19 protein-coding genes and 1 pseudogene are annotated in these 20,031 nt (G+C 64.4%); 3 read left to right on the top strand and 17 right to left on the bottom strand.

The features are described 5' to 3' along the window. On the top strand, positions 1-855 hold an 855-nt coding region (locus CN311_RS10475), incomplete at its 5' end, for a LysR substrate-binding domain-containing protein (protein ID WP_097573442.1). Positions 856-1,027: 172 nt separating this feature from the next. Here CN311_RS10475 and CN311_RS10470 read toward each other — a convergent pair. Next, a complete protein-coding gene (locus CN311_RS10470) occupies positions 1,028-1,915 on the bottom strand; it encodes a DMT family transporter (protein WP_097573440.1) in 888 nt (295 codons plus the stop codon). A gap of 232 nt (positions 1,916-2,147) precedes the next feature. Between CN311_RS10470 and CN311_RS10465 the strand changes: the two genes are divergently transcribed. Beyond that, positions 2,148-3,182 (top strand): MerR family transcriptional regulator, encoded by a 1,035-nt coding sequence (locus CN311_RS10465; protein ID WP_097573438.1) that lies wholly within the window; start codon positions 2,148-2,150, stop codon positions 3,180-3,182. A 25-nt stretch (positions 3,183-3,207) separates the two neighbouring features. On the opposite strand, the gene CN311_RS10460 is transcribed toward CN311_RS10465, so the two are convergent. After that, positions 3,208-4,719, bottom strand: a complete 1,512-nt coding sequence (locus CN311_RS10460; RefSeq protein WP_097573436.1) for a S10 family peptidase — start codon at positions 4,717-4,719, stop codon at positions 3,208-3,210. Between the two features lie 153 nt (positions 4,720-4,872). Between CN311_RS10460 and CN311_RS10455 the strand changes: the two genes are divergently transcribed. After that, entirely contained in the window at positions 4,873-5,445 is a 573-nt protein-coding gene (locus CN311_RS10455; protein WP_245440798.1) for an OsmC family protein, read from the top strand. Positions 5,446-5,543: 98 nt separating this feature from the next. On the opposite strand, the gene CN311_RS10450 is transcribed toward CN311_RS10455, so the two are convergent. The 15 genes and pseudogenes from CN311_RS10450 to CN311_RS10370 all read right to left on the bottom strand — a co-directional run. Next, a complete protein-coding gene (locus tag CN311_RS10450) occupies positions 5,544-5,765 on the bottom strand; it encodes a hypothetical protein (protein WP_097573434.1) in 222 nt (73 codons plus the stop codon). 197 nt (positions 5,766-5,962) lie between these two features. Further along, positions 5,963-6,604 carry a hypothetical protein gene (locus tag CN311_RS10445; protein WP_097573432.1) on the bottom strand — a complete coding sequence of 214 codons (642 nt, stop codon included), beginning with the start codon at positions 6,602-6,604 and terminating at the stop codon, positions 5,963-5,965. Positions 6,605-6,679: 75 nt separating this feature from the next. Then, positions 6,680-7,426 (bottom strand): SDR family NAD(P)-dependent oxidoreductase, encoded by a 747-nt coding sequence (locus tag CN311_RS10440; protein WP_097573430.1) that lies wholly within the window; start codon positions 7,424-7,426, stop codon positions 6,680-6,682. A gap of 248 nt (positions 7,427-7,674) precedes the next feature. After that, positions 7,675-9,156: an amidophosphoribosyltransferase gene (gene purF / locus CN311_RS10430; protein WP_097573428.1), complete on the bottom strand. Its 1,482-nt coding sequence runs from the start codon at positions 9,154-9,156 to the stop codon at positions 7,675-7,677. A 120-nt stretch (positions 9,157-9,276) separates the two neighbouring features. Then, positions 9,277-9,960 (bottom strand): CvpA family protein, encoded by a 684-nt coding sequence (locus CN311_RS10425; protein ID WP_097573425.1) that lies wholly within the window; start codon positions 9,958-9,960, stop codon positions 9,277-9,279. A gap of 48 nt (positions 9,961-10,008) precedes the next feature. Continuing rightward, complete coding sequence (gene radA / locus CN311_RS10420) at positions 10,009-11,427, bottom strand: DNA repair protein RadA (protein ID WP_097573423.1); 1,419 nt, start codon at positions 11,425-11,427, stop codon at positions 10,009-10,011. 230 nt (positions 11,428-11,657) lie between these two features. Beyond that, complete coding sequence (locus CN311_RS10410) at positions 11,658-13,148, bottom strand: replicative DNA helicase (protein WP_097573421.1); 1,491 nt, start codon at positions 13,146-13,148, stop codon at positions 11,658-11,660. 249 nt (positions 13,149-13,397) lie between these two features. Further along, a complete protein-coding gene (locus tag CN311_RS10405; protein WP_097573419.1) occupies positions 13,398-14,360 on the bottom strand; it encodes a small ribosomal subunit Rsm22 family protein in 963 nt (320 codons plus the stop codon). Further along, positions 14,360-14,692, bottom strand: a complete 333-nt coding sequence (locus CN311_RS10400; RefSeq protein ID WP_097573417.1) for a YnfA family protein — start codon at positions 14,690-14,692, stop codon at positions 14,360-14,362. Before CN311_RS10400 ends, CN311_RS10405 begins: the two co-directional genes overlap by 1 nt. A 79-nt stretch (positions 14,693-14,771) precedes the next feature. Continuing rightward, on the bottom strand, positions 14,772-16,061 hold the full coding sequence (locus CN311_RS10395; RefSeq protein WP_097573415.1) for a cyclopropane fatty acid synthase: 1,290 nt from the start codon (positions 16,059-16,061) through the stop codon (positions 14,772-14,774). 267 nt (positions 16,062-16,328) lie between these two features. Beyond that, positions 16,329-16,913 (bottom strand): 50S ribosomal protein L9, encoded by a 585-nt coding sequence (gene rplI / locus CN311_RS10390; protein WP_097573414.1) that lies wholly within the window; start codon positions 16,911-16,913, stop codon positions 16,329-16,331. 266 nt (positions 16,914-17,179) lie between these two features. Continuing rightward, complete coding sequence (rpsR, locus tag CN311_RS10385) at positions 17,180-17,428, bottom strand: 30S ribosomal protein S18 (protein ID WP_006203718.1); 249 nt, start codon at positions 17,426-17,428, stop codon at positions 17,180-17,182. Further along, positions 17,428-17,910, bottom strand: coding sequence for a 30S ribosomal protein S6 (gene rpsF / locus CN311_RS10380; protein ID WP_097573413.1), 483 nt, complete (start codon positions 17,908-17,910; stop codon positions 17,428-17,430). Before rpsF ends, rpsR begins: the two co-directional genes overlap by 1 nt. A 290-nt stretch (positions 17,911-18,200) precedes the next feature. Beyond that, positions 18,201-18,377 (bottom strand): annotated as a pseudogene (locus CN311_RS10375) (ISAs1 family transposase); the annotation flags it as partial. A 77-nt stretch (positions 18,378-18,454) separates the two neighbouring features. Then, positions 18,455-20,031 (bottom strand): LTA synthase family protein (locus tag CN311_RS10370; RefSeq protein ID WP_097573411.1); only part of this gene is annotated, 1,577 nt, incomplete at its 5' end.

Genomic DNA, 20,031 nt, shown 5'->3' with positions numbered 1-20,031 from the left:
ATGCATACGCTCGATCCTGACCTCCTGAAAACATTCCTCGCTTTCGTCGATGGCGGCTCGCTGGCACAGGCGGCAATGATCGTCGGCCGCTCGCCCTCGGCCGTCACCACACAGATGCAGCGGCTGGAGGAAATCGTAGGCGAGCAGCTTCTGGCGCCGCAGGGCAGGGGCCGCAGCCTGACGCCGGCGGGGGAGGACCTCGTCGGCCATGCCAGGCGCATTCTGGCGGCTCATCGTGAGGCGTGGCTGGCGCTGAAGGGCGCGCGGGCTGCCGGGCGCGTCGCCATCGGCACGACGCAGGATTTCGCCGATAGCGGTTTACCGGACCTGCTGCGTGCATTCGCGGTCAGTCATCCGCGCGTCAGGATCGAACTGCGCGTCGGCCGCTCCGCCGAATTGACCCAGGCGCTGCAGGCCGGCGGTCTCGATCTGGCGATCGCCATGCGCCAGGTCCCAGCGGCGGACGAAGTCGGCCTGCTCAGGGAGCCGATGGTGTGGCTCTGTTCGCAAAAGGGGTTGGCGGTGCGTCAGGACGAAATACCGCTGGCGCTGCTCGATCCGCATTGCGGCTTTCGCGAAGCAGCGCTCGCCGCGCTTGATGCGGCGGGTCGCCGCTATCGCATTGCGGCTGGCAGCGCCAGCCTGGCCGGCCTGCGCACAGCCGTGAATGCCGGTATCGCGCTGACGTTGAGGACGGCGCGTTTCGCCCACTCCGGCATCGTGGAAGCGCCGCGCAATCTTGCCATGCCGGCGGTTCCGATTGCCGAATTCGCCATTCGGCTGCGCAAGGGCGCCGACCGGCCGGCGCAGGATCTGGCTGCGCTGTTGAGCGGCAGTCTTTCAATGTCCGCCTGAGCGCCGCAAAAGTGAGAGTCAAAAAGAAAAAGCCGACCTTACGATCGGCTGGAGGTTAGACGGGTCGAGGGGTTTGGGGGACTTAGGGTGACCCGTCGCACCCACAATGCCTGAACCCGATGATGGTTCCATGACTTTGCAAATATATTTCAGATAAGATTTTAGCACACGATCAGAGTGCCGCACGCTGCCTGGCCACGAGCCAGTCGCGTCCGGCATGGGCGAATACGGCGCAGAGCACGATGGCGCCCCCGATCATGCTGGCGGCCGGCGGAATCTCGGCCAGGAACAGGAAGGCGAACAGGATCGCAAACGGCACTTCGGCAGAACCGAGCAGGCCGGATTCCGCCGCCGGAATGAGGCGCGCGCCCTCCGTCCACAGGATTGAGGCGAGCGCGAAGGAGGCGCCGAAGGTGGCGAGCAGCCCGGCGTCCCTGGACGACACCGCCAGCGGATCGGTAACGAGCCAGCCGAGCACGAACAGAAGGAATGCCGCCACCGCACCGGCCCACACCACCGGCGTATCGCGAAAGGCGCGTACCATGATCATGTAGAGCGCTGCGCCGATCGTCATCAGCAGCGCCAGCCCGTCGCCCAACAGATGTCCGGTGCCGAAACCGGACCAGACCATGATGCCTACGCCGCAGAGCGACACGGCGGCGGCCAACATCGTCTGCAGCCGGAATTTTTCGCGTACCAGAGCCCAGGCCAGCAGGGCGGCAATGAAGGGCGACGTCGCATAGATGACCGCGACATTGGCGACGTAGGTGAACTTGAACGCCGCGATGAAGGCAATGCTGGCCAGCGCTCCTTCGACAGCCAGCAGCCAGCCGCGCCAGCCGAGGCGAAGGCTCTCGCGCCCGCCGGAGCGGCGGCGGCGCCACAGCACATAGAGCGTGATCAGGATCGAGCCGACAAAGCCGCGCCAGCAGGTGATGGTCAGCGGATCGGCGTGGATCGACTTGGTCAGCACACCGGTGAGGCCGAAGACAGCCGCGGACGCCGAAACCAGGATGATGCCAAGGGTTCGCTCGGCGGCGGTGTCGCTGGTGCCTGGCATGCTCAAAGCCTCTGTCATTTCGCCAGACTAGGCTGCCTCGTCCTGACACCGTACTGTCAGCAGGGATACCCGATCCTAGCCGCTTGCGGAAATGTTCGTTGCCGACGATCAGCAGGCCGGCCGTGAAGATCAGGGCAGCCTTGGCCGCGGCGCACACTTCGAACGTCGCTGTTGACTTGGCCCCTGGGTCAGCCCCGATAAGAAAGCGGTCAGCCAGCAACAAGGTGATTCCATGCGCTCCTCCGCCCAGTTCCTGAACGCTTCCGAAGCCGCCAGCCGGCTCGGCGTGTCGGCCAAGGCCCTGCGGCTCTATGAGCAGCGAGGCCTGATCGTTCCGATCCGCACAGCGGCGGGATGGAGGGCGTACGGTCCTGTCGAGATGAGCCGCGCGGCCGAGATCGCGGCATTGCGCGGGCTTGGCTTCAGCCTGGCCCAGGTGGCGAGGGTGCTCGAGGGTGACGCCAGAGGCATGGAGCCAGCCTTGGCCGCGCACCAGGCGGTCCTTGAGGATCGCCTGCGTCAGCTTGTCGGCATCATGGAGAAGATCGGCAAACTGCGCGACAACCTCGATCGAGGCAAAGCACCGACCGTGGAGGAACTGGCGCGCCTGATGGCGCCGGACGCCAGGCCCGGCGTCGCTTTCGATCTTCCCTGGCCCTGGGGCGGCGAGCGGTTCGAACTGGGACCGGTCCGGGCGCTGAACTACATCATCGGTCCGCTGGGCAGCGGCAAGACCCGGCTGGCGCGGCGCCTGGCCGAGAGCTTGCCCAACACCGCTTTCCTTGGCCTGGACCGTTTGGCGGACGGATGTGCTGTGGCTCTTGCCCGCATGGACGCCGATCCGGCTCTGAGGGCGCGGGTCGACCGGACGATGGCCTGGCTGGTCGAGGATGGCGCCGCGGTGTCGGACGCACTGCTTGCCCTCCTTGCCGGATTGGAGGCCGAGGGTCCTGCTAGCCTGATCGTCGACATGATCGAGCAGGGGTTGGACCAGGCTTCCCAGGAGGCGCTGATTGCCCATCTGCGCCGCCGTGGCCCCGGTAGCCGGCCGCTTTTCCTGCTCACGCGCTCCTGCGCAATCCTGGACCTGGCGGCCGTCGGGGCCGACGAAGCGATCATTCTCTGCCCCGCCAATCACAGTCCGCCAACCTATGTCGCCCCATATCCCGGCACTCCTGGCTACGAAGCCGTTGCCACCTGCCTGGCCTCGCCTGAGGTGCGGGCCCGGACGGAGGGCGTCATCGCGTGGCGGCCTGAGGTCGCCTGAATCCCTCAATCCAGCTGCGACGCGCTCACTGCGTCGCCTGGTAGAGTTCCGAAGCGGCCTCTTTCAGCGCGCGTCGGCCGTCCGGCCTGAAATACATCATATGCCCACCCTCCACGACATCGAGGCGGATGGGTTTTGCGTCGGCGAGCGACGGGATCTGATTGACCAGATAGCGCGAGGCCAGATAGGGCGTGACGAGGTCTGTGTAGCCGTTGACGATCACGACGCCGAGGGCGGGGTTCAACGAGCGCGCCCGCTGCAGATCGTCCATCACCCCGGCATAGCCTTGCCGCGAGGTGCCATAGTCCCAATTGCGGCTGATCTCGCCGTTGAGCAGACGGTAGCTGACATCGGTGCGGTAGTTCAGCTCATCGCTGATATAGCCGACAAAGGCCGAGGTCAGTACCGGCACGCTGCGGTCGAGCACCGGATCCGGGCCGGCGATGCGAGCGCTCTCGGGTGCGATGTCGGCTGTTGCGATCGTGCCGTCATAGGGGCTGAGCACCTTGCCGCTGGCGCGGGCAAACTCCTTTGCGAACAGTCCGGTCGGGATACGGGCGAAATTCCGCTGGACGAGGTCGAGCGGCAGCCCGGTGATGTCAGCCACGCGTTGGCTGGCCACCCGCCCGCCTTGTTCCAGCCCGCTGGCCAAGGCGGTAAGATAGTCGCCCAGCGCATAGCGTTCGATCTCCGCCAGCTTGTCCCGAAGCGCATGACCGGTAATGCCTTCGCTGCGCAGGCGCACCGCCGCGAGCGACGGCAGTTCGAGCGCCCAGTGCAGGGGGTCGAATTCATCGGGCTGCACCAGCATGAACTCCAGCGCCGGCGAGATCAGCACGATGCCGCTCGGGCTGATGCCGACGTCTTCCTGCAAGGTCCTGGCGAGCAGCGCCGCCCGGAAGCCACCATAGCTTTCCCCGGCGAGGAACAGCGGCGATCCGGTGCGGCCGTTCTGCGCAAGATAGAGCCGGATGAAGGCGCCTATCGAACTGGCGTCCTGGTTAACCCCCCAGAAATCGTGCGTGTTCTGGCCCGGCGCCTCGCGGCTGTAGCCGGTTCCGACGGGATCGACGAAGACGAGGTCGGTCATGTCGAGCCAGCTGTCCGGATTGTCGATGAGTTTTTGCGGCGAAGGCAGGAATTCCCCATCGTTTCCGGTGGCGATTACGCGCGGGCCGAGCGCGCCGAGATGCAGATAGGCGGACGCCGCTCCGGGGCCGCCGTTGAACACGAAGGTGATGGGACGCCGCGGCTCCTTCGCCGCGTCGTCCGGCGACCGCCTGACATAGGCGACATAGAATATCTCCGCTGTGACCTCGCCCTTGCCGGAAAGCAGAGACAACGTGCCGGCCTTTGCCTGATAGTCGAGCTTGCGCCCGGCCAGCGTGATCGAATGATCCGTGGTCTGCGGTAGCGGCAGCAGCGATAGCACCCCGCCTGTGGGCGCCGGCCGCTCAGCAGTTTCGGCCAGGACAGGCTGCGCGAAAGCGGCAAGCATCAGCAGGATGAGTGGGACCAGTTTCAGCTTGAACGGCATGACACCTCCGCGAGAACAACTCCCGCATAGGTATGGCCGAGGCGATCGAAGTCAAAGGAAATGGTCTGTGCGGTCCAAGCAATCTGCCACTTCGGTTCCGCTCAAACACAGCGGCTGCTATCAAGGTGCGAAAGAATGTCGAAAGGAATGGAAATGGACGTGACCGCACTCAAGGCCATGCAGGCGCCGCTGAAGGAGGCCTATCGGGACGATGCATCGCGCGCTCTGATCACGCTAAGGGCCAAGGGCTCGATCGACGACGAGTCGATCGCTTGCAAGGTCGAAACGGGCAGGGCGCTTGCCGTTGCCGGCCTGCATCCCGCAACCGGCGGTTCGGGACTCGAACTCTGCTCGGGCGACATGCTGCTGGAGGCGCTGGTCGCGTGCGCCGGCGTGACGTTGAAGGCGGTGGCGACGGCGCTGGAGTTCAGGCTTGGCGCCGCCACGGTCGAAGCCGAAGGCGATCTCGATTTTCGCGGCACGCTTGGCGTGGCAAAGGACGCGCCGGTCGGCTTCCGCGCCGTCCGGCTGAATTTCGGCCTCGACACCGACGAGCCGCAGGAGCGCATCGATACCCTTCTGAAACTGACCGAACGCTACTGCGTGGTGTTTCAGACCATCAACCAGAAACCTGAATTGACGGTGAGCGCGCGAGGCTTAAGCGCCAATCTCCCCCTTGAGGGGGAGATGCCGCCGAAGGCGGCAGAGGGGGGTCGTCTCGCGTGAAGCGCTAACCTCCATCTGCTGCAGAGCAGGCCGAGCCCGGTCGGACCAACCCCCTCTGGCCTGCCGGCCATCTCCCCCTCAAAGGGGGAGATTAATCCCTACTGCGCCGATGGTTCCTCGGCGTCGCCTTCATCGGTGAAGGGCGAAGCGCTCGGCACACACTGCACCGCCCAGCCGGCCGGTGTCGGCTGTTTCTGGTATTCGGTGACGGCGTTGGTGCACTGTTCGCGGGTGTCGAAGGTGCTGGGCAGCACGACCATGCCGCCTTGCGGGCCGGCAATCACCAGATACCAGACCAACGCTACGCTCGAAGCCGCCATGGGAATTCCTCGCTGTGATTGTTGTGGGAGTCGCGACGATCCTATCAACTCCGGGCGGCGCGCGAAAGCGTGGCCGGAGCACGGCAATTCGTCACGGCATCACAGCCGCGTGATACTAAAGCACCGTGCAAGGGTGCTAAGCGTCTTGCTTAGTCCGCGATCCCTCCGGGAGGGATCGCGGACGTTGCCTGCACGCTTCAGTTCGCTGCAAAGCAGTAGAACAGGCCGTCGCCGCCGGTGCCCTGCAGCGCTTCCTGGCTGCAGCCGCCGCGCGAGGCATGCGAGGAATTCCACGATTTGGCGGCGGCAGAATCGTCGAGGCCCATACGGTCATGATGGCCTACCATCGCCACGCCCTCGGCCCCGCTCATTGTCCAGTCGCCGCAGGTCTGGTCGGCGATCTTCGTGCCATCGGGCTTCGAGCCGGTCAGTATGTCGTGCCGGTTGGGCTTGTCGCCGCGGCCATTGATGACTTCGCCTTTTTCATCTAGCGCCGTTTGCTTGCTAATGGTGTTGGCATCGCTGTGCAGCGAGGCGACATCGTCGGCGATTTTTACGCCCTTGGCGTCGAACCACGGCCCCTTGCCGATGCGGTCGCGTGCATCGGTATCGCTGGTCGAGAGATAGGCAGCCCAGGTCTTGCCGGTGACGCCGGCGGCTTCAGCCAGCGAGGCGCAATGCGCGTCCGCACCCTTCAGCCCGCCGAGATCGGCGCCCTTGCCGGAGCCGACGCTGGTGACGAAGAAACTCATCGTGGCATCTTGCGACAGAGCTGCCCCTGCCGAGGCGACCAGGGCTGCGGTGGTGGCAGTGGCGGCAATGAGAAGAAGTCTGCGCATATCGGTCCTCCGGTTTCGAATGTTCTACATTCGAAGAACGTAGCCGGAGGCTGGTTTAATCCGTCTTGGCCAGTTTTATTCCGGCTGCCGGTAGGCGACAAAACGGTTGTGCTTGGCCTGGAAGATCAGCCCGGTTTCCTTCAGGGCCGGGCTGGCCAGCGGCACGATGCGCTTGGCGATGTCCTGGGGATGCGGCAGCGTTTCCGGATCCTCGCCAGGTACGGCCTGCGCACGCATGGCGGTGCGGGTGGCGCCGGGGTCTGCGGCGTTGACGCGCATCGCCGAGTTCTCCGTCTCATGCGCCCAGGAGCGCATCATCGTTTCGACCGCCGCCTTCGAGGCCGCGTAGGGCGCCCAGAAGGCACGCGCCGAATGCGCGGCGTTGGACGACAGGATGATGGCGCGGCCGGCGTCGGAGAGCCTCAGCAGCGGGTCGACCGAGCGGATCAGCCGCCAGGTCGAAATGACGTTGATGGTCATCACCTTCTCGAAGGTCTTGGCCTCGACATGGCCGATCGGCGAAATGACGCCGAGCACGGCGGCGTTGGCGACCAGGATGTCGAGCTTGCCCCAACGCTCATGGATGGCGCCGCCCAGCCGGTCGATGCCTGCCATGTCGGCAAGGTCGAGCGGCACCAGCGTCGCCTGTCCGCCAGCCGCCTTGATCTCGTCGTCGAGCTCCTCCAGCCCGCCGACGGTGCGCGCGACCGCAATCACATGCGCGCCGGCGGCGGCCAACTCCTTGGCGACAAAATAACCGATGCCGCGCGAGGCGCCGGTGATGACCGCGACGCGGCCGGAGAGATCGAGGGTAGGGGTCACCGGGCAACTCCAAAGGTTAGCGCTCTATGGCGCCCCCCTCTGTCCTGCCGGACATCTCCCCCACGAGGGGGGAGATTGGCCTGCCGCGCCGACGGCGCTGGCTCTGCAAGGTTGGAGAGTGGCGAAAGCGGGGGTGAAAGCCGATCTCCCCCCTCGTGGGGGAGATGTCCGGCAGGACAGAGGGGGGCGCGACAAAACGATCCCGAAGAAGTTTTCACACCGGCGACATTCACGTTTGCAGCGCGGCCCTAAGCCCCGCTCGCCGCCAGCAGCGACAGCGTGCGTACATTGTCGGAGCCTTCGAAGTCGGCAAGCCGGGTCGGATACTGCCCGGTAAAACAGGCGTCGCAGAATTGCGGCTGCTCGTTGTCGCGGCCGGCTTCGCCGACGGCGCGGTAGAGTCCGTCGATACTGAGGAAGCCGAGCGAATCGACGCGGATGAAGTCGGCCATCTCCTCCACCGACATGCGCGATGCCAAAAGCTTCGATTTCTCCGGCGTATCGACGCCATAGAAGCACGAGGCGCGCGTCGGCGGCGAGGCGATGCGCATATGCACTTCCTTGGCGCCGGCGTCGCGCACCATCTGCACGATCTTCTGGCTGGTGGTGCCGCGCACGATCGAGTCATCGACCAGCACCACGCGCTTGCCTTCGATCATGCGGCGGTTGGCATTGTGCTTGAGCTTGACGCCCATGTGGCGGATGGAATCGCCCGGCTGGATGAAGGTGCGGCCGACATAGTGGTTGCGGATGATGCCGAGCTCGAACGGAATACCCGCGGCCTGGGAAAAGCCGATAGCCGCCGGGGTGCCCGAATCCGGCACCGGCACGACGATGTCGGCCTCTACCGGGCTTTCGAGCGCCAGCTCGGCGCCGATGCGCTTGCGCACCTCATAGACGTTGCGGCCCTCGACTGAGGAATCCGGCCGCGCGAAATAGACATATTCGAAGATGCAGAAGCGCGTCTTCTGCGGCTCGAAGGGGAACAGGCTCTCAATGCCCTTGGCGGTGACGACGACCATCTCGCCGGGCTTCAGGTCGCGCACGAAACGCGCGCCGATGATGTCGAGCGCGCAGGTTTCGGAAGCCAGGATCCAGGCGCCGTCGAGATCGCCCAGCACCAGCGGGCGGATGCCGAGCGGATCGCGGCAGCCGATCATCTTCTTGGCGGTCATCGCCACCAGCGAGAAGGCGCCTTCGACCTGGCGCACCGCGTCGATGAAGCGCGAATTCAGGTCGCGCTCCTTGCTGGTCGCGACCAGGTGCAGGATCGTCTCGGTGTCGGAGGTCGACGAAAAGATCGCGCCCTGTTTTTGCAGCGCGCGCTGCACGGTCATGGCGTTGGTGAGGTTGCCATTGTGGGCGACGGCGAAACCGCCATCGGCGAGTTCGGCGAAAAATGGCTGGATATTGCGCAGGCCGGCGCCGCCGGTGGTGGCGTAGCGCGTGTGGCCGATGGCGCGGTTGCCTTGCAGGCTGTCGATGACATGCGGCTTGGTGAAGGTGTCGCCGATCAGGCCGACATGGCGCTCGACATGGAACTGGGTGCCGTCATAGGAAACGATGCCGGCCGCTTCCTGGCCGCGATGCTGGAGCGCATGCAGGCCGAGCGTGACGATGGCCGCGGCGTCCTGCCGGCCGAAAATGCCGAACACACCGCATTCGTCGTGGAAATGATCGTCGGCTTCGGCGGAAAGCACGTCGTCTGCGTCTGCCTTCGAAACTGCCATGGGGCTCAAGCTCCGCTAAAATCGCCATATAGGGCGATCGCGCGTCGAAAGCAACGCACGCCGTACGGCATTCACATCATCGTCGGGTCCGTCGCGCCGCAGACCTGGTCCGGTCCGGCCTCAGTTTGCCGGCGCCGGAGTGGTGGGTGGGGTGGCTGGGGCGTTGTCGGCCGGCGGCGCGTCGGTTTCGCTGTCGTCTGGCGCCGGGGCTTCGTCACTGGTTGCCGGCGCATCAGCCGCAGGCGCGTCAGGAGCCGCCGGCGTCTCGGCGCCGGCCTCCGGTGCGGCAGGCTGATTCGGGTTGAGCTGCTTGAGGATGGTGTTTTCCGGATCCTCGGGCAGCATGCTTTCGAGCTTGGCGCCGATCGATTCCAGCAGCGGCCGCGATTTGGCGTTGGCGACCCAGCCCGGAGCCTTGGTGCCGGCCAGCCAGTTGAAGAACAGCAAGGCCACCGCGACGACCAGGATGCCGCGCGCCGCGCCATAGAGGAAGCCCAGCGTGCGGTCGAGCGCGCCGATCCTGGAATCGATGATCCAGTCGGCGAGCTTCATGGTGATGACGGAAACCACGATGAGCGCAATGACGAAGACGATGCCGGCGGACGCCGCCATGGCGATCTTCTCATTGTCGATATAGGGCTGAACGTAAGGCAGGACCGGCTTGTATAAGAAGAATGCCGCGGCCGCCGCTGCTATCCAGGCGATGATGGACAGGACCTCGCGTGAAAAGCCGCGGACCATGGCGAGCATCGCCGAGACCAGGGTGAAGCCGACGAGAATTCCGTCAAGCAGCGTAATCGGCATGTCTTTGGCCCCACTCCGATCTCTTTATCACAACTCGGGCGAGTCGCGTCACTCTTGCTCCTCGGCGCGGCTGCGCCTTGAGCCGGCTATGCGCGCCACGAGGTCGGCCAGCTCGGTGGGCTGGAAAGCGCCGGCCCCTATCCCCCCGGCTCCATTGCCACCAACAAGTTCCTCGCTGCCCAAGGGCAGAACCGCACTTCCAAAACCCAGCTTTTCGGCTTCCTTGAGGCGCTGCTGCGCATGCGCAACCGGCCTCACGGCGCCCGAAAGGCTGATTTCGCCGAAATAGACGCAATCGGCCGGAAGGGCAAGACCGGTGAGCGACGAAACCAGCGCAGCGGCGACAGCGAGATCGGCAGCCGGCTCCGTGATGCGGTAGCCGCCGGCGACGTTGAGATAGACGTCGTGCGTGCCGAAGCGGACCCCGCAATGGGCCTCGAGAACGGCGAGGATCATCGACAGCCGGGCGCCGTCCCAGCCGACGACGGCGCGGCGCGGCGTCCCCAGCGACGATGGCGCCACCAGCGCCTGAATCTCGACCAGCACCGGACGCGTGCCTTCCATGCCGGCGAAAACCGCGGCGCCCGGCGATTTCGCATGGCGTTCGCCGAGGAAAAGCTCGGACGGGTTGGCGACCTCGCGCAGGCCCTTGTCCGACATTTCGAAGACACCGATCTCGTCGGTCGGACCGAACCGGTTCTTGACCGTGCGCAGGATGCGGTAGTGATGGCCGCCTTCGCCCTCGAAATAGAGCACAGCATCGACCATGTGCTCGACGACGCGAGGGCCCGCGATCTGGCCTTCCTTGGTGACATGGCCGACGAGCACGATCGCCGCCCCTGTGGATTTCGCATAGCGGATCATCGCCTGGGCGGCGGCGCGCACCTGGGTGACGGTGCCGGGCGCCGAATCGGCCATGTCGGTCCACAAGGTTTGGATCGAATCGAGGATCACCAGGTCCGGCCGCTTGCCGTCGGCGATTGTGGCCAGGATGTCCTCGACATTGGTCTCGGCGGCCAGCTCCACCGGGGTGTCGGCGACGCCGAGCCGCTGCGCCCGCAGCCTGATCTGGGCGACGGCCTCTTCACCCGAGACATAGACGATGCGGTGGCCCTTTGCGGCGAGTGCCGCGGCCGCCTGGGTGAGCAGGGTCGACTTGCCGATGCCGGGATCGCCGCCGACCAGCAGAGCCGAGCCGCGGACGAAACCGCCGCCGGTGGCGCGGTCGAGTTCGCCGATGCCGGAGACGATGCGCGGCGCATCCTCGATGTCGCCCGACAGGCTTGTCAGCACCACGGCGCGACCCTTGCGCGCGTTGCGGGTGTTGGCCGGGCCCGAACCGATGCCGCCGGCCGTGCCTTCCTCGACCAGCGTGTTCCACTCGCCACAGGCATCGCATTTGCCGGCCCAGCGCTGATGCACCGATCCGCAATTCTGGCAGATAAACTGGACGCGGGACTTGGCCATTAGCGTCGCGTCGTTCGCAAATGGCCGAAGGCTGGCGATCCTGCCCACCCCCCTCTGTCCTGCCGGACATCTCCCCCGCAAGGGGGGAGATTTGATGTCGCCATCGCTTTCGCCAATCGCTGACGTTGCAGGAAGAGTGCGGCCGGCAAAGTTGCTGATCTCCCCCCTTGCGGGGGAGATGTCCGGCAGGACAGAGGGGGGGGTGACGGAGCGCGGCGGTAAGTCAAACGCTACTCAAACCTCTCCGCAATATGATGCTCTTCCGCAAGGTCGGAGAAGCGGGTGAATTCGCCCTGGAAGGCGAGGCTGACCGAGCCGGTCGGCCCATGGCGCTGCTTGGCGACGATGACCTCGGCCTTGCCGCGCATCTCGTTCATCTCGTTTTCCCATTTGATGTATTCGTCGGTGCCGGGCTTCGGCTCGCGGTTCTTCAGATAATATTCCTCGCGGTAGACGAACATCACCACGTCGGCGTCCTGCTCGATCGAACCGGATTCGCGTAGATCCGAGAGCTGCGGGCGCTTGTCGTCACGGCTTTCGACCTGGCGCGACAGCTGCGACAGCGCGATGATCGGCACCGAGAGCTCCTTGGCCAGTGCCTTCAGCCCGGTGGTGATTTCGGTGATTTCCTGCACGCGGTTCTGCGAGGACTTGGTGCTCGAGCCCTGCATCAGCTGGATATAATCGATCACGATAAGGTCGAGGCCACGCTGGCGCTTCAGCCGCCGCGCGCGGGCCGACAACTGGGCGATGGAGATGCCGCCGGTCTGGTCGATGAACAGCGGGATCTTCTGCATGGTCTGCGAGCAGGCGACCAGCTTCTCGAAATCCATCTCGGAAATCTCACCGCGGCGGATCTTTGATGAAGGGATCTCGGTCTGCTCGGAAATGATGCGGGTGGCGAGCTGTTCCGACGACATTTCGAGCGAGAAGAAGCCGACGACCCCGCCATTGGCCGCCTTGAACGAACCGTCAGCCTGCTGCGCCGGCACATAGGCCTCGGCGATGTTGAAGGCCATGTTCGTCGCGAGCGAGGTCTTGCCCATGCCGGGACGGCCGGCGATGATGATCAGGTCCGACGGCTGCAGCCCGCCCATGCGGCGGTCGAGATCGCGCATGCCCGTCGCAATGCCCGACAAATGCCCGTCCCGCATATAGGCGGCGTTGGCCATGTCGACGGCGGTCTTGACCGCGTCGGTGAAGCTCTCGAAGCCGCCGTCGTAGCGGCCGGTCTCTGCCAGTTCGAACAGCCGGCGTTCGGCATCCTCGATCTGTTCGGACGGCGACATGTCGACCGGCGCGTCATAGGCGATGTTGACCATGTCCTCGCCGACGGTGATCAGCGCGCGCCGCGTGGCGAGATCGTAGATGGCGCGGCCGTAGTCGGCGGCGTTGACGACGGTGACCGCCTCGACAGCCAGCCGCACGACATATTGCGCCACCGTCATGTCGCCGACCTTCTCGTCGGCCGGCAGGAAGGTCTTCAGCGTGATCGGCGTCGCTATCTTGCCCATGCGGATGAGTTCGGCCGCGACCTCGAAGATCTTTCTATGCAGCGGCTCGTAGAAATGACCCGACTTGAGGAAGTCCGAAACGCGGTAGAAGGCATCGTTGTTGACGAGAATGGCGCCGAGCAGAGCCTGCTCCGCCTCGATGTTGTTCGGTGCCTCGCGATAGAGCGGTTGTTCCGCGACGCCGAATTTTCGCGCTGCCTCTGCCATGATGTCCCCGATTTCGATCCCGGCCTCGAGATACCAGAACGAGAAGGAGCCGGTGCTGACTTATATGCATCACTCGTACTCAATCAGCGTTGATGCCCGCTGTTCACAGGAACGGCAAACAGTCCACAGGACAGAATTCCCGGGCTCTGATTCCATTTGACTCGGCAAGGTTGCGATTCTACGCGATGCTTTGAACAAATCAAGAACAAAATCGAAGGAGAGAAAACTGCGCCAGGAATCGACACGAGATTAGATTGAGTCGCCCCAGTCTAGCCGCCGCGCCGTCTTGAACAGTTCGCCATCGCGCTTGGTGAACAGTTTTTCGCCAGCGCTGCCGTCCGTTTCGCAAAGCTTGAGTTGAACCTTGCCCGAACCGGATTTCGGCGGCGCGATCACGCGCCCCGAGCGGGAAGGGACAGGTTGCCGCGAGGCGGCGACGTAGATGAATTTCTCGTCCTCCCACGGCACATCGGCGTCCTTGGCCAGCCGGTGCAGGCGCGAGCGGGCGACGCGACGCGAGAAATGGCACCAGTCCGGCGCCGCGAGCGGGCAGGGCATCTCGTGCGGGCAAGGCGCAAGAACATGCGCGCCGGCCTCGACCAATTGCCGGCGCGCGGCAAGAATGCGTTGCCATCCGGCAGGCGTGCCCGGCTCGATCACCAGAAGCGTGTCGGCGGTGAGCTGCCAGAGCCTGTCGACGAGCTTGGGCAGCGACGCCGGCGCGATCTCATCCAGCACATAGGCACAAGTGACCAGATCGGCGGGCTTCAGATCGCCAAGGTCGATGGTGGCATCGCCGGCCAACCAGGCGATCCGGGCCGTGATCGCCTCAGTGGCAAGAGCCGCGCCGACCCCGCGCACCGCGGCGCTTGCCTCAATCAGCACAGCATCCTTGAGGTCGGGCCAGAGATCGGCCGTGGCCCAAAGCACCGTACCCGGGCCGGCGCCGACATCGAGCAGGGTTTTCGGTGTGTAAGCGGGCCGCGCCTCGCTGACCGCATCCAGGCTGGCGCGGACGGCGGCATAGGTCGCCGGCAGCCGTGTCGCCAGATAGGCCTTCACCGCCATCTCCTCGGCCATATGCAGGCGGCCGTCGCGCAGCTCGGCGCGGTAGCGGTCCGATAGCGTCCTTGCCGCTTGCTTGAGCACAGCCAGCGGCACTTTTTCGAGAATGCGTTCGACACCTTGCCGAAGTGGAGCAGGCAGCTCCATCACGCCCCCCGAGGCGCGAGCAGGATGACCGAGGCGCCAATGATGCAGAGCGCCGCACCCGCAAGGTCCCAGCGGTCGGGACGCACGGCTTCCACCAGCCACAGCCAGCCCAGCGATGCCGCGATATAGATGCCGCCATAGGCGGCATAGGCGGCATAGGCGCGGCCGGCGGCCGACGTGTCGACCAGCGCGAGCAGGAAGCCGAACAAAGCGAGGCAGACGAGGCCCGGCGCCAGCCACAGCGGCGACTTTTCCAGCCGCCACCACGCCCAGAACGAAAAGCAGCCGGCGATCTCGGCAAGTGCTGCGGCGACATAGAGGAGGTGGGTCATGAAAAGGGTCTCGCGGTGGCGAAACCTTTTTCAGCGTGCAGGCCTGCAATGGCAAGCGGCAATGGCGCAATCGCCGGGTCTATTCCGGATCAGCCACCTTGCGGCGCCGGGCGGGTTTGGCGGTAGGGGCCTTTTCGCGATGCCCCATGTCGCGCATCTCCAGCGCCTTTTCGCATTTGGCCATGTAGTCGCGCGACATCGGCAGCGTGTCGTTCTTCTTGGCGATCTGGATCTGGAAGATCACCAGATCCTGCCAGCGGAAAGCGGCTTCCGAGGCTGCCAGGTAGAACTCCCACATGCGGCAGAAACGCTCGTCATAGATCGCCTTGGCCTTGTCGCGGTTGGCGGCGAAGCGCTGGCCCCAGTGCTTCAGCGTGTCGGCATAGTGCAGCCGCAGGATCTCGATGTCGGTGACGACAAGCCCCGACTTCTCGATCGCCGGCATCACTTCGGACAGTGACGGGATGTAGCCGCCCGGGAATATATATTTGCGGATGAAGGCGCTGGTCGCCCACGGCACCCCGGAACGGCCGATCGTGTGCAGCAGCATGACGCCGTCCGGCTTGAGCAGTGTCGCCGACTTGTCGAAGAAGGTGCGGAAATGGTTGACGCCGACATGCTCGAACATGCCGACCGAGACGATGCGGTCAAAACGCTCGTTGAGTTCGCGGTAGTCCTTCAGTTCGAAGTGCACCCGGTTTTCCAGGCCTTGCGCATGGGCGCGATCGGTTGCGACCCCATGTTGCTCGGTCGACAGGGTGACGCCCTGGACATCGACATCGAAGGATTTCGCCAGATAGAGGCCGAGCCCGCCCCAGCCGGAGCCGATGTCGAGCACCGTCTGGCCGGCCTTCAGCCTGAGCTTGGCGGCGATGTGCCGTTTCTTGGCGGCCTGCGCCTCGTCGAGCGTCATGTCCGGCTGCTCGAAATAGGCGCAGGAATACTGCATGTCCTCGTCGAGGAAGAGCCGGTAGAGGTCGCCCGACAGGTCGTAGTGGCGCTGCACGTTGCGGCGCGCGCGCGCGGCCGTGTTGATCTGCTGCAGGCGGCGAAAGGCGTGGCGCAGGCCCTCGATTGCCTTCGACCAGGTGGCGTCGATGCCGCCGCTGCCCATGTTCTGGAAGGCGATGCGCATCAGACCCAGAACGCCGCCTTCAAGGATGTCGAGTTCGCCGTCCATGTAGGCTTCCGGCACCGCCAGCATCGGATCGAAGGTGATGGCACGCTCGGCGTGCCTGGTCTTGATGTGCATGTGTACCGGCTCGCCGGAACCGTCGCCGAAAATCACTGACAGGCCCTTGGGTCCGGTTACCTTGAGATTGCCGGTACGCACCAGGCGGTCAAGTACGCGCTTCAACAGAATATTCATGACCAAACGTCCCCTCTCGGTCAGACTGCTGTTCGCGCATGAAATCGCTACCGGCTTCGGCAAGGAGCATGCGCCCTAGTCAACGTGCCACAACGTCCTTTGCGCGTCCAAACGACGCGCGACGTTGTAGTCTGCAACAATATATAGGGGTTCGAAAAGTTCCTTTTGGCACAAAAATGCCCGGGCGAGAGGCCCGGGCATTGGTCCAGAATAACTGGAAGCCGACAAAATTGATCAGGGGGCGGTTTTGGGGCCCGCAATGCGCAATCAGGCGTTGTCTTCCTCGCCTTCGAATTCGGCATTGGGGTCGAAGAAATTTTCCGGCCGCGCATTGTCGTTGATGTCTTCGCCATAGATGGCTTCGGCGGTGGTCAGCGTCTCGCCCTTGGCCTGGCGCTCGGCTTCGTCGGCCGTGCGGGCGATGTTGAGTGTGACGGTGACTTCGACTTCCGGATGCAGCGCGATCGCCACATTGGTAAGGCCGATGGTCTTGATCGGCTGGTTGAGCAGGATCTGGTTGCGGTTGACCGAAAAACCTTCCGCCGTCAGCAACTCGGCGATGTCGCGGGTCGAAACCGAACCGTAGAGCTGGCCGGTTTCGCCGGCCGAACGCACGGCGATGAAGCTCTTGCCGTCGAGCTTCTCGGCAACCTGCGTGGCTTCCGACTTGCGCTCGAGATTGCGGGCTTCGAGTTGGGCACGCTGTCCCTCGAATTTCTTCTTGTTGGTTTCGTTGGCGCGCAGCGCCTTGCCATGCGGTAACAGGAAATTACGGGCAAACCCGTCCTTGACCTTGACGGTATCGCCCATCTGGCCGAGGCGGGAAACGCGTTCGAGGAGAATGACTTCCATGGTTTTGTTCCTTCAGGTTGGGCGCGGACGCCGAATTCATCGGAGCAGGTCAGGAAGCTTGAGCGCCTTGGCGCTGGTGTCGCTGTCCTGCCTGTCGGCAGTTAGGATTTCTTTCGAAATCCAACTCGGGATTTGATGTTCGACCCGGTCATGCCCGTCATGGCCGGTGAAAAAGCGGGCGGCGAACCGCCCGCTTCGAAAGTCAGACCATGATCCCGAAAAGTGGAAACCGGTTTTCGGACAAGATCATGGTCAGCCAAAAGGCCTTAGCGAACCACGTAGGGCAGCAGGCCGAGGAAGCGTGCCCGCTTGATCGCCTTGGCGAGTTCGCGCTGCTTCTTCTGGCTGACGGCGGTGATGCGCGACGGAACGATCTTGCCGCGCTCGGAAATGTAGCGCTGCAGAAGACGCACGTCCTTGTAGTCGATCTTGGGCGCGTTGGCGCCGGAGAACGGGCAGGTCTTGCGGCGGCGGTGGAACGGGCGCCGGGTCGGGATCTGATTGATGTCGACCATTATTCTGCACCCCCTTCAATGCTGCGTGGCGGACGGTCGCCACGGTCGCGGTCGCCGAAGCTGCGCGGCGGACGATCGCCACGGTCGCCGCGATCGCGGTCGCCGAACGAGCGCGGGCCGCGGTCGCGGTCGCCGAAGCCGCCGCGCTCCGAGCGCTCTTCGCGCTTCTGCATCATCGCCGACGGGCCTTCCTCATGCGCATCGACCTTGATGGTGAGAAAACGCAGCACGTCCTCGGACAGGCCCATCTGGCGCTCCATCTCGTTGAGCGCAGCCGGCGGGCAGGTGATGTCCATCAGCGTGTAATAGGCCTTCCGGTTCTTGTTGACCCGGTAGGTGAGGGACTTCAGTCCCCAGTTCTCGACCCGGCCGACGGACCCGCCATTCGCTGATATGACGCCCTTGTACTGTTCGACAAGCGCATCGACCTGCTGCTGCGAGAGGTCCTGCCGGGCAAGAAACACATGTTCGTAGAGAGCCATATAGTTCTTTGCCTTTCTTCGTTTCTCTCCCGGTTCCCGGCGGCAAAAGCCTCTGCAACTTCTCTGACCCGCTGTCCCGAAGGGGCGGGGAAGAAAGGAGCATCACGAGACGGTCGAGAGCGGAGACACGGGAGGCGGAAGCGCTTCTGGCTTCACACAAAGATTTTCGAAAAAACCTCCGGCCCTCCGTTCAGCCCCCAGCAAGGACCGGCAGATTGCGGGCGTCTATACAGCAATCCGGCCGGAAGGCAAGGGCAGGCGGAAAATCGGCCAGGAATCGGGTGAAGGCATCATTGCGCGATGAGGCTTGCCAGGAAGTCATCGTCCCATGCCGCGATTTTTCGCCTTGAGCACAGCGAATCTTTGCTGGTCGGCAGTCGCAGAAGGTTGGTCGCGATGTGCTTGATGGTGGTGAAATTGGCCGGGGCATTTCTGACGCGGCATTCATCGTCGCGGAAAACTGATTCAGCTCAGCAGCGCTTTGTCACTAACTTCTTCACCCGATTGCCCTGGAAAATCGGCCGTTGCACGGACGATATGTCGCTCAGCTTGTATGCGGGCCGAGCTTGTCCACCGTTTCGGGGAAGAAGTCGGGCGCCGCGCGGCGCTTGCCGAACATCATGTCGTACTGCAGCAGGCGGAAACTGTCGATGGCCGGGTCGACGTTCTTCTGCCGTGCCCAGTCGGGGACGGCCTCGCCCGTCGGCGTCAGCAACAAATTGCGGTCGACGACGCGGTAGCGCTCTCGCATCTGGCCAAGGAAGCCGGTGTAGTAGGGATGGCTGATCCCGGCGGTCGTCAGGATATGGTAGGGCAGGAAGGCTGGGCTCACCGCGCCCATGTCCTCGGCCGGCCCGGTGCGGTTCGACCAGATGACCAGCGGCGTCTGGTGATGCTGCAGCATCTGGTCGGCCGGCTCCTTGCGCGGCGCGACATTGTCCTTCATGAAGCCGGTCTCGACATAGACCGGGCCAAGCGGCGGCAGATGGTCGCCAAAGAAGGCGATGACCGTCGGCCGCTCGCGTTTCTTGGCCCATTCGATGAGGCGCTCAAGGCCGCGGTCCGCGTCCGAAGAGCCTTCCGTGTAGCTCAACAGCGATTCACGCGCCCACTGGCTGATCGGCGCCTGCACCTTGTGGGTCGGATTGTAGTAGCGGTGCGGCTCGTAGGGCCCGTGGTTCTGCAGGCTGACGGCGAAGAAGAAGACAGGGTCGGCGCTGGCGTCGGCTTCGCGAATGATCTCGTCGGTCATCGACGCGTCCGATGCCAGCGGCCCGCGCTTTTGCATCGGCGGCAAGGTCTCTTCCGATTTGAAGTCGTTGAAGCCGAAATCGGCGTAGACCGCGCCGCGGTTCCAGAACCAGTTGGTGCCCGGATGGATGGCGCGTGCCCGGTAGCCTTCGCTTTTCAGGAAGGTCGCCAGCGAGGGCGTCGGCCTGCGCACATATTGCTGGTAGGGAATGCTGCCTGCCGGCAGGAAGGCGTTGGAAAAGCCGGTCAGCGCCTCGAACTCGATGTTGGCGGTCATGCCGCCGAATTCCGGCGAGAACATATAGCCCGAGCGCAACGCTCGTACATTGGGGATCGGGTCGGGCGTGATGGTGACGCCCGGCAATTTGGTCGGATCCCAGAAGGATTCGCTCATGACGACGATGATGTCCGGCTTCTCTGCCGGCATCGTGGCCGTCACACCGGGCCTGTCGATCGCCGCCATCGCCTTGTCGGAATAACCTGCCGGCGCCGAGACATGCGCCATCGGCACATTGAGCGCGAAGGCAAGCGCGAAGCCGTTGGAAGCGTAATTCTCCTTCTGGTCCCACATGATCGGGATGATCTGCAGCCGGTCGCGGGTCCACGAGAAGGTGGCATAATCCATGATCGAGACGAAGAAGGCGAGCAGCGGCACCGTCAGCGCCAACCGGGCGAGACGGCCCTTGTGGCTGAGTGCCGGCACCCGCCGGCGCCATAGCCGCCAGCCATAGACGAGCAGCGACAGGCCGCCGATGATGCCGACCGCCATGGCGATGGCGGTTCCCGGACGATCGCGCACCAGAAGCGGCATCAGCGCCACGATCTGGCGGGAATAGAGGAAATCGGTCGGATAGAGCGGGTCGCCGAGAT

Origin of the sequence: Mesorhizobium sanjuanii (assembly GCF_002529485.1) — a bacterium.
Lineage (GTDB): Bacteria > Pseudomonadota > Alphaproteobacteria > Rhizobiales > Rhizobiaceae > Mesorhizobium > Mesorhizobium sanjuanii.
The sequence above is the reverse complement of the archived record's forward strand: the minus strand, read 5'-3'. Positions and strand labels throughout refer to the sequence as shown.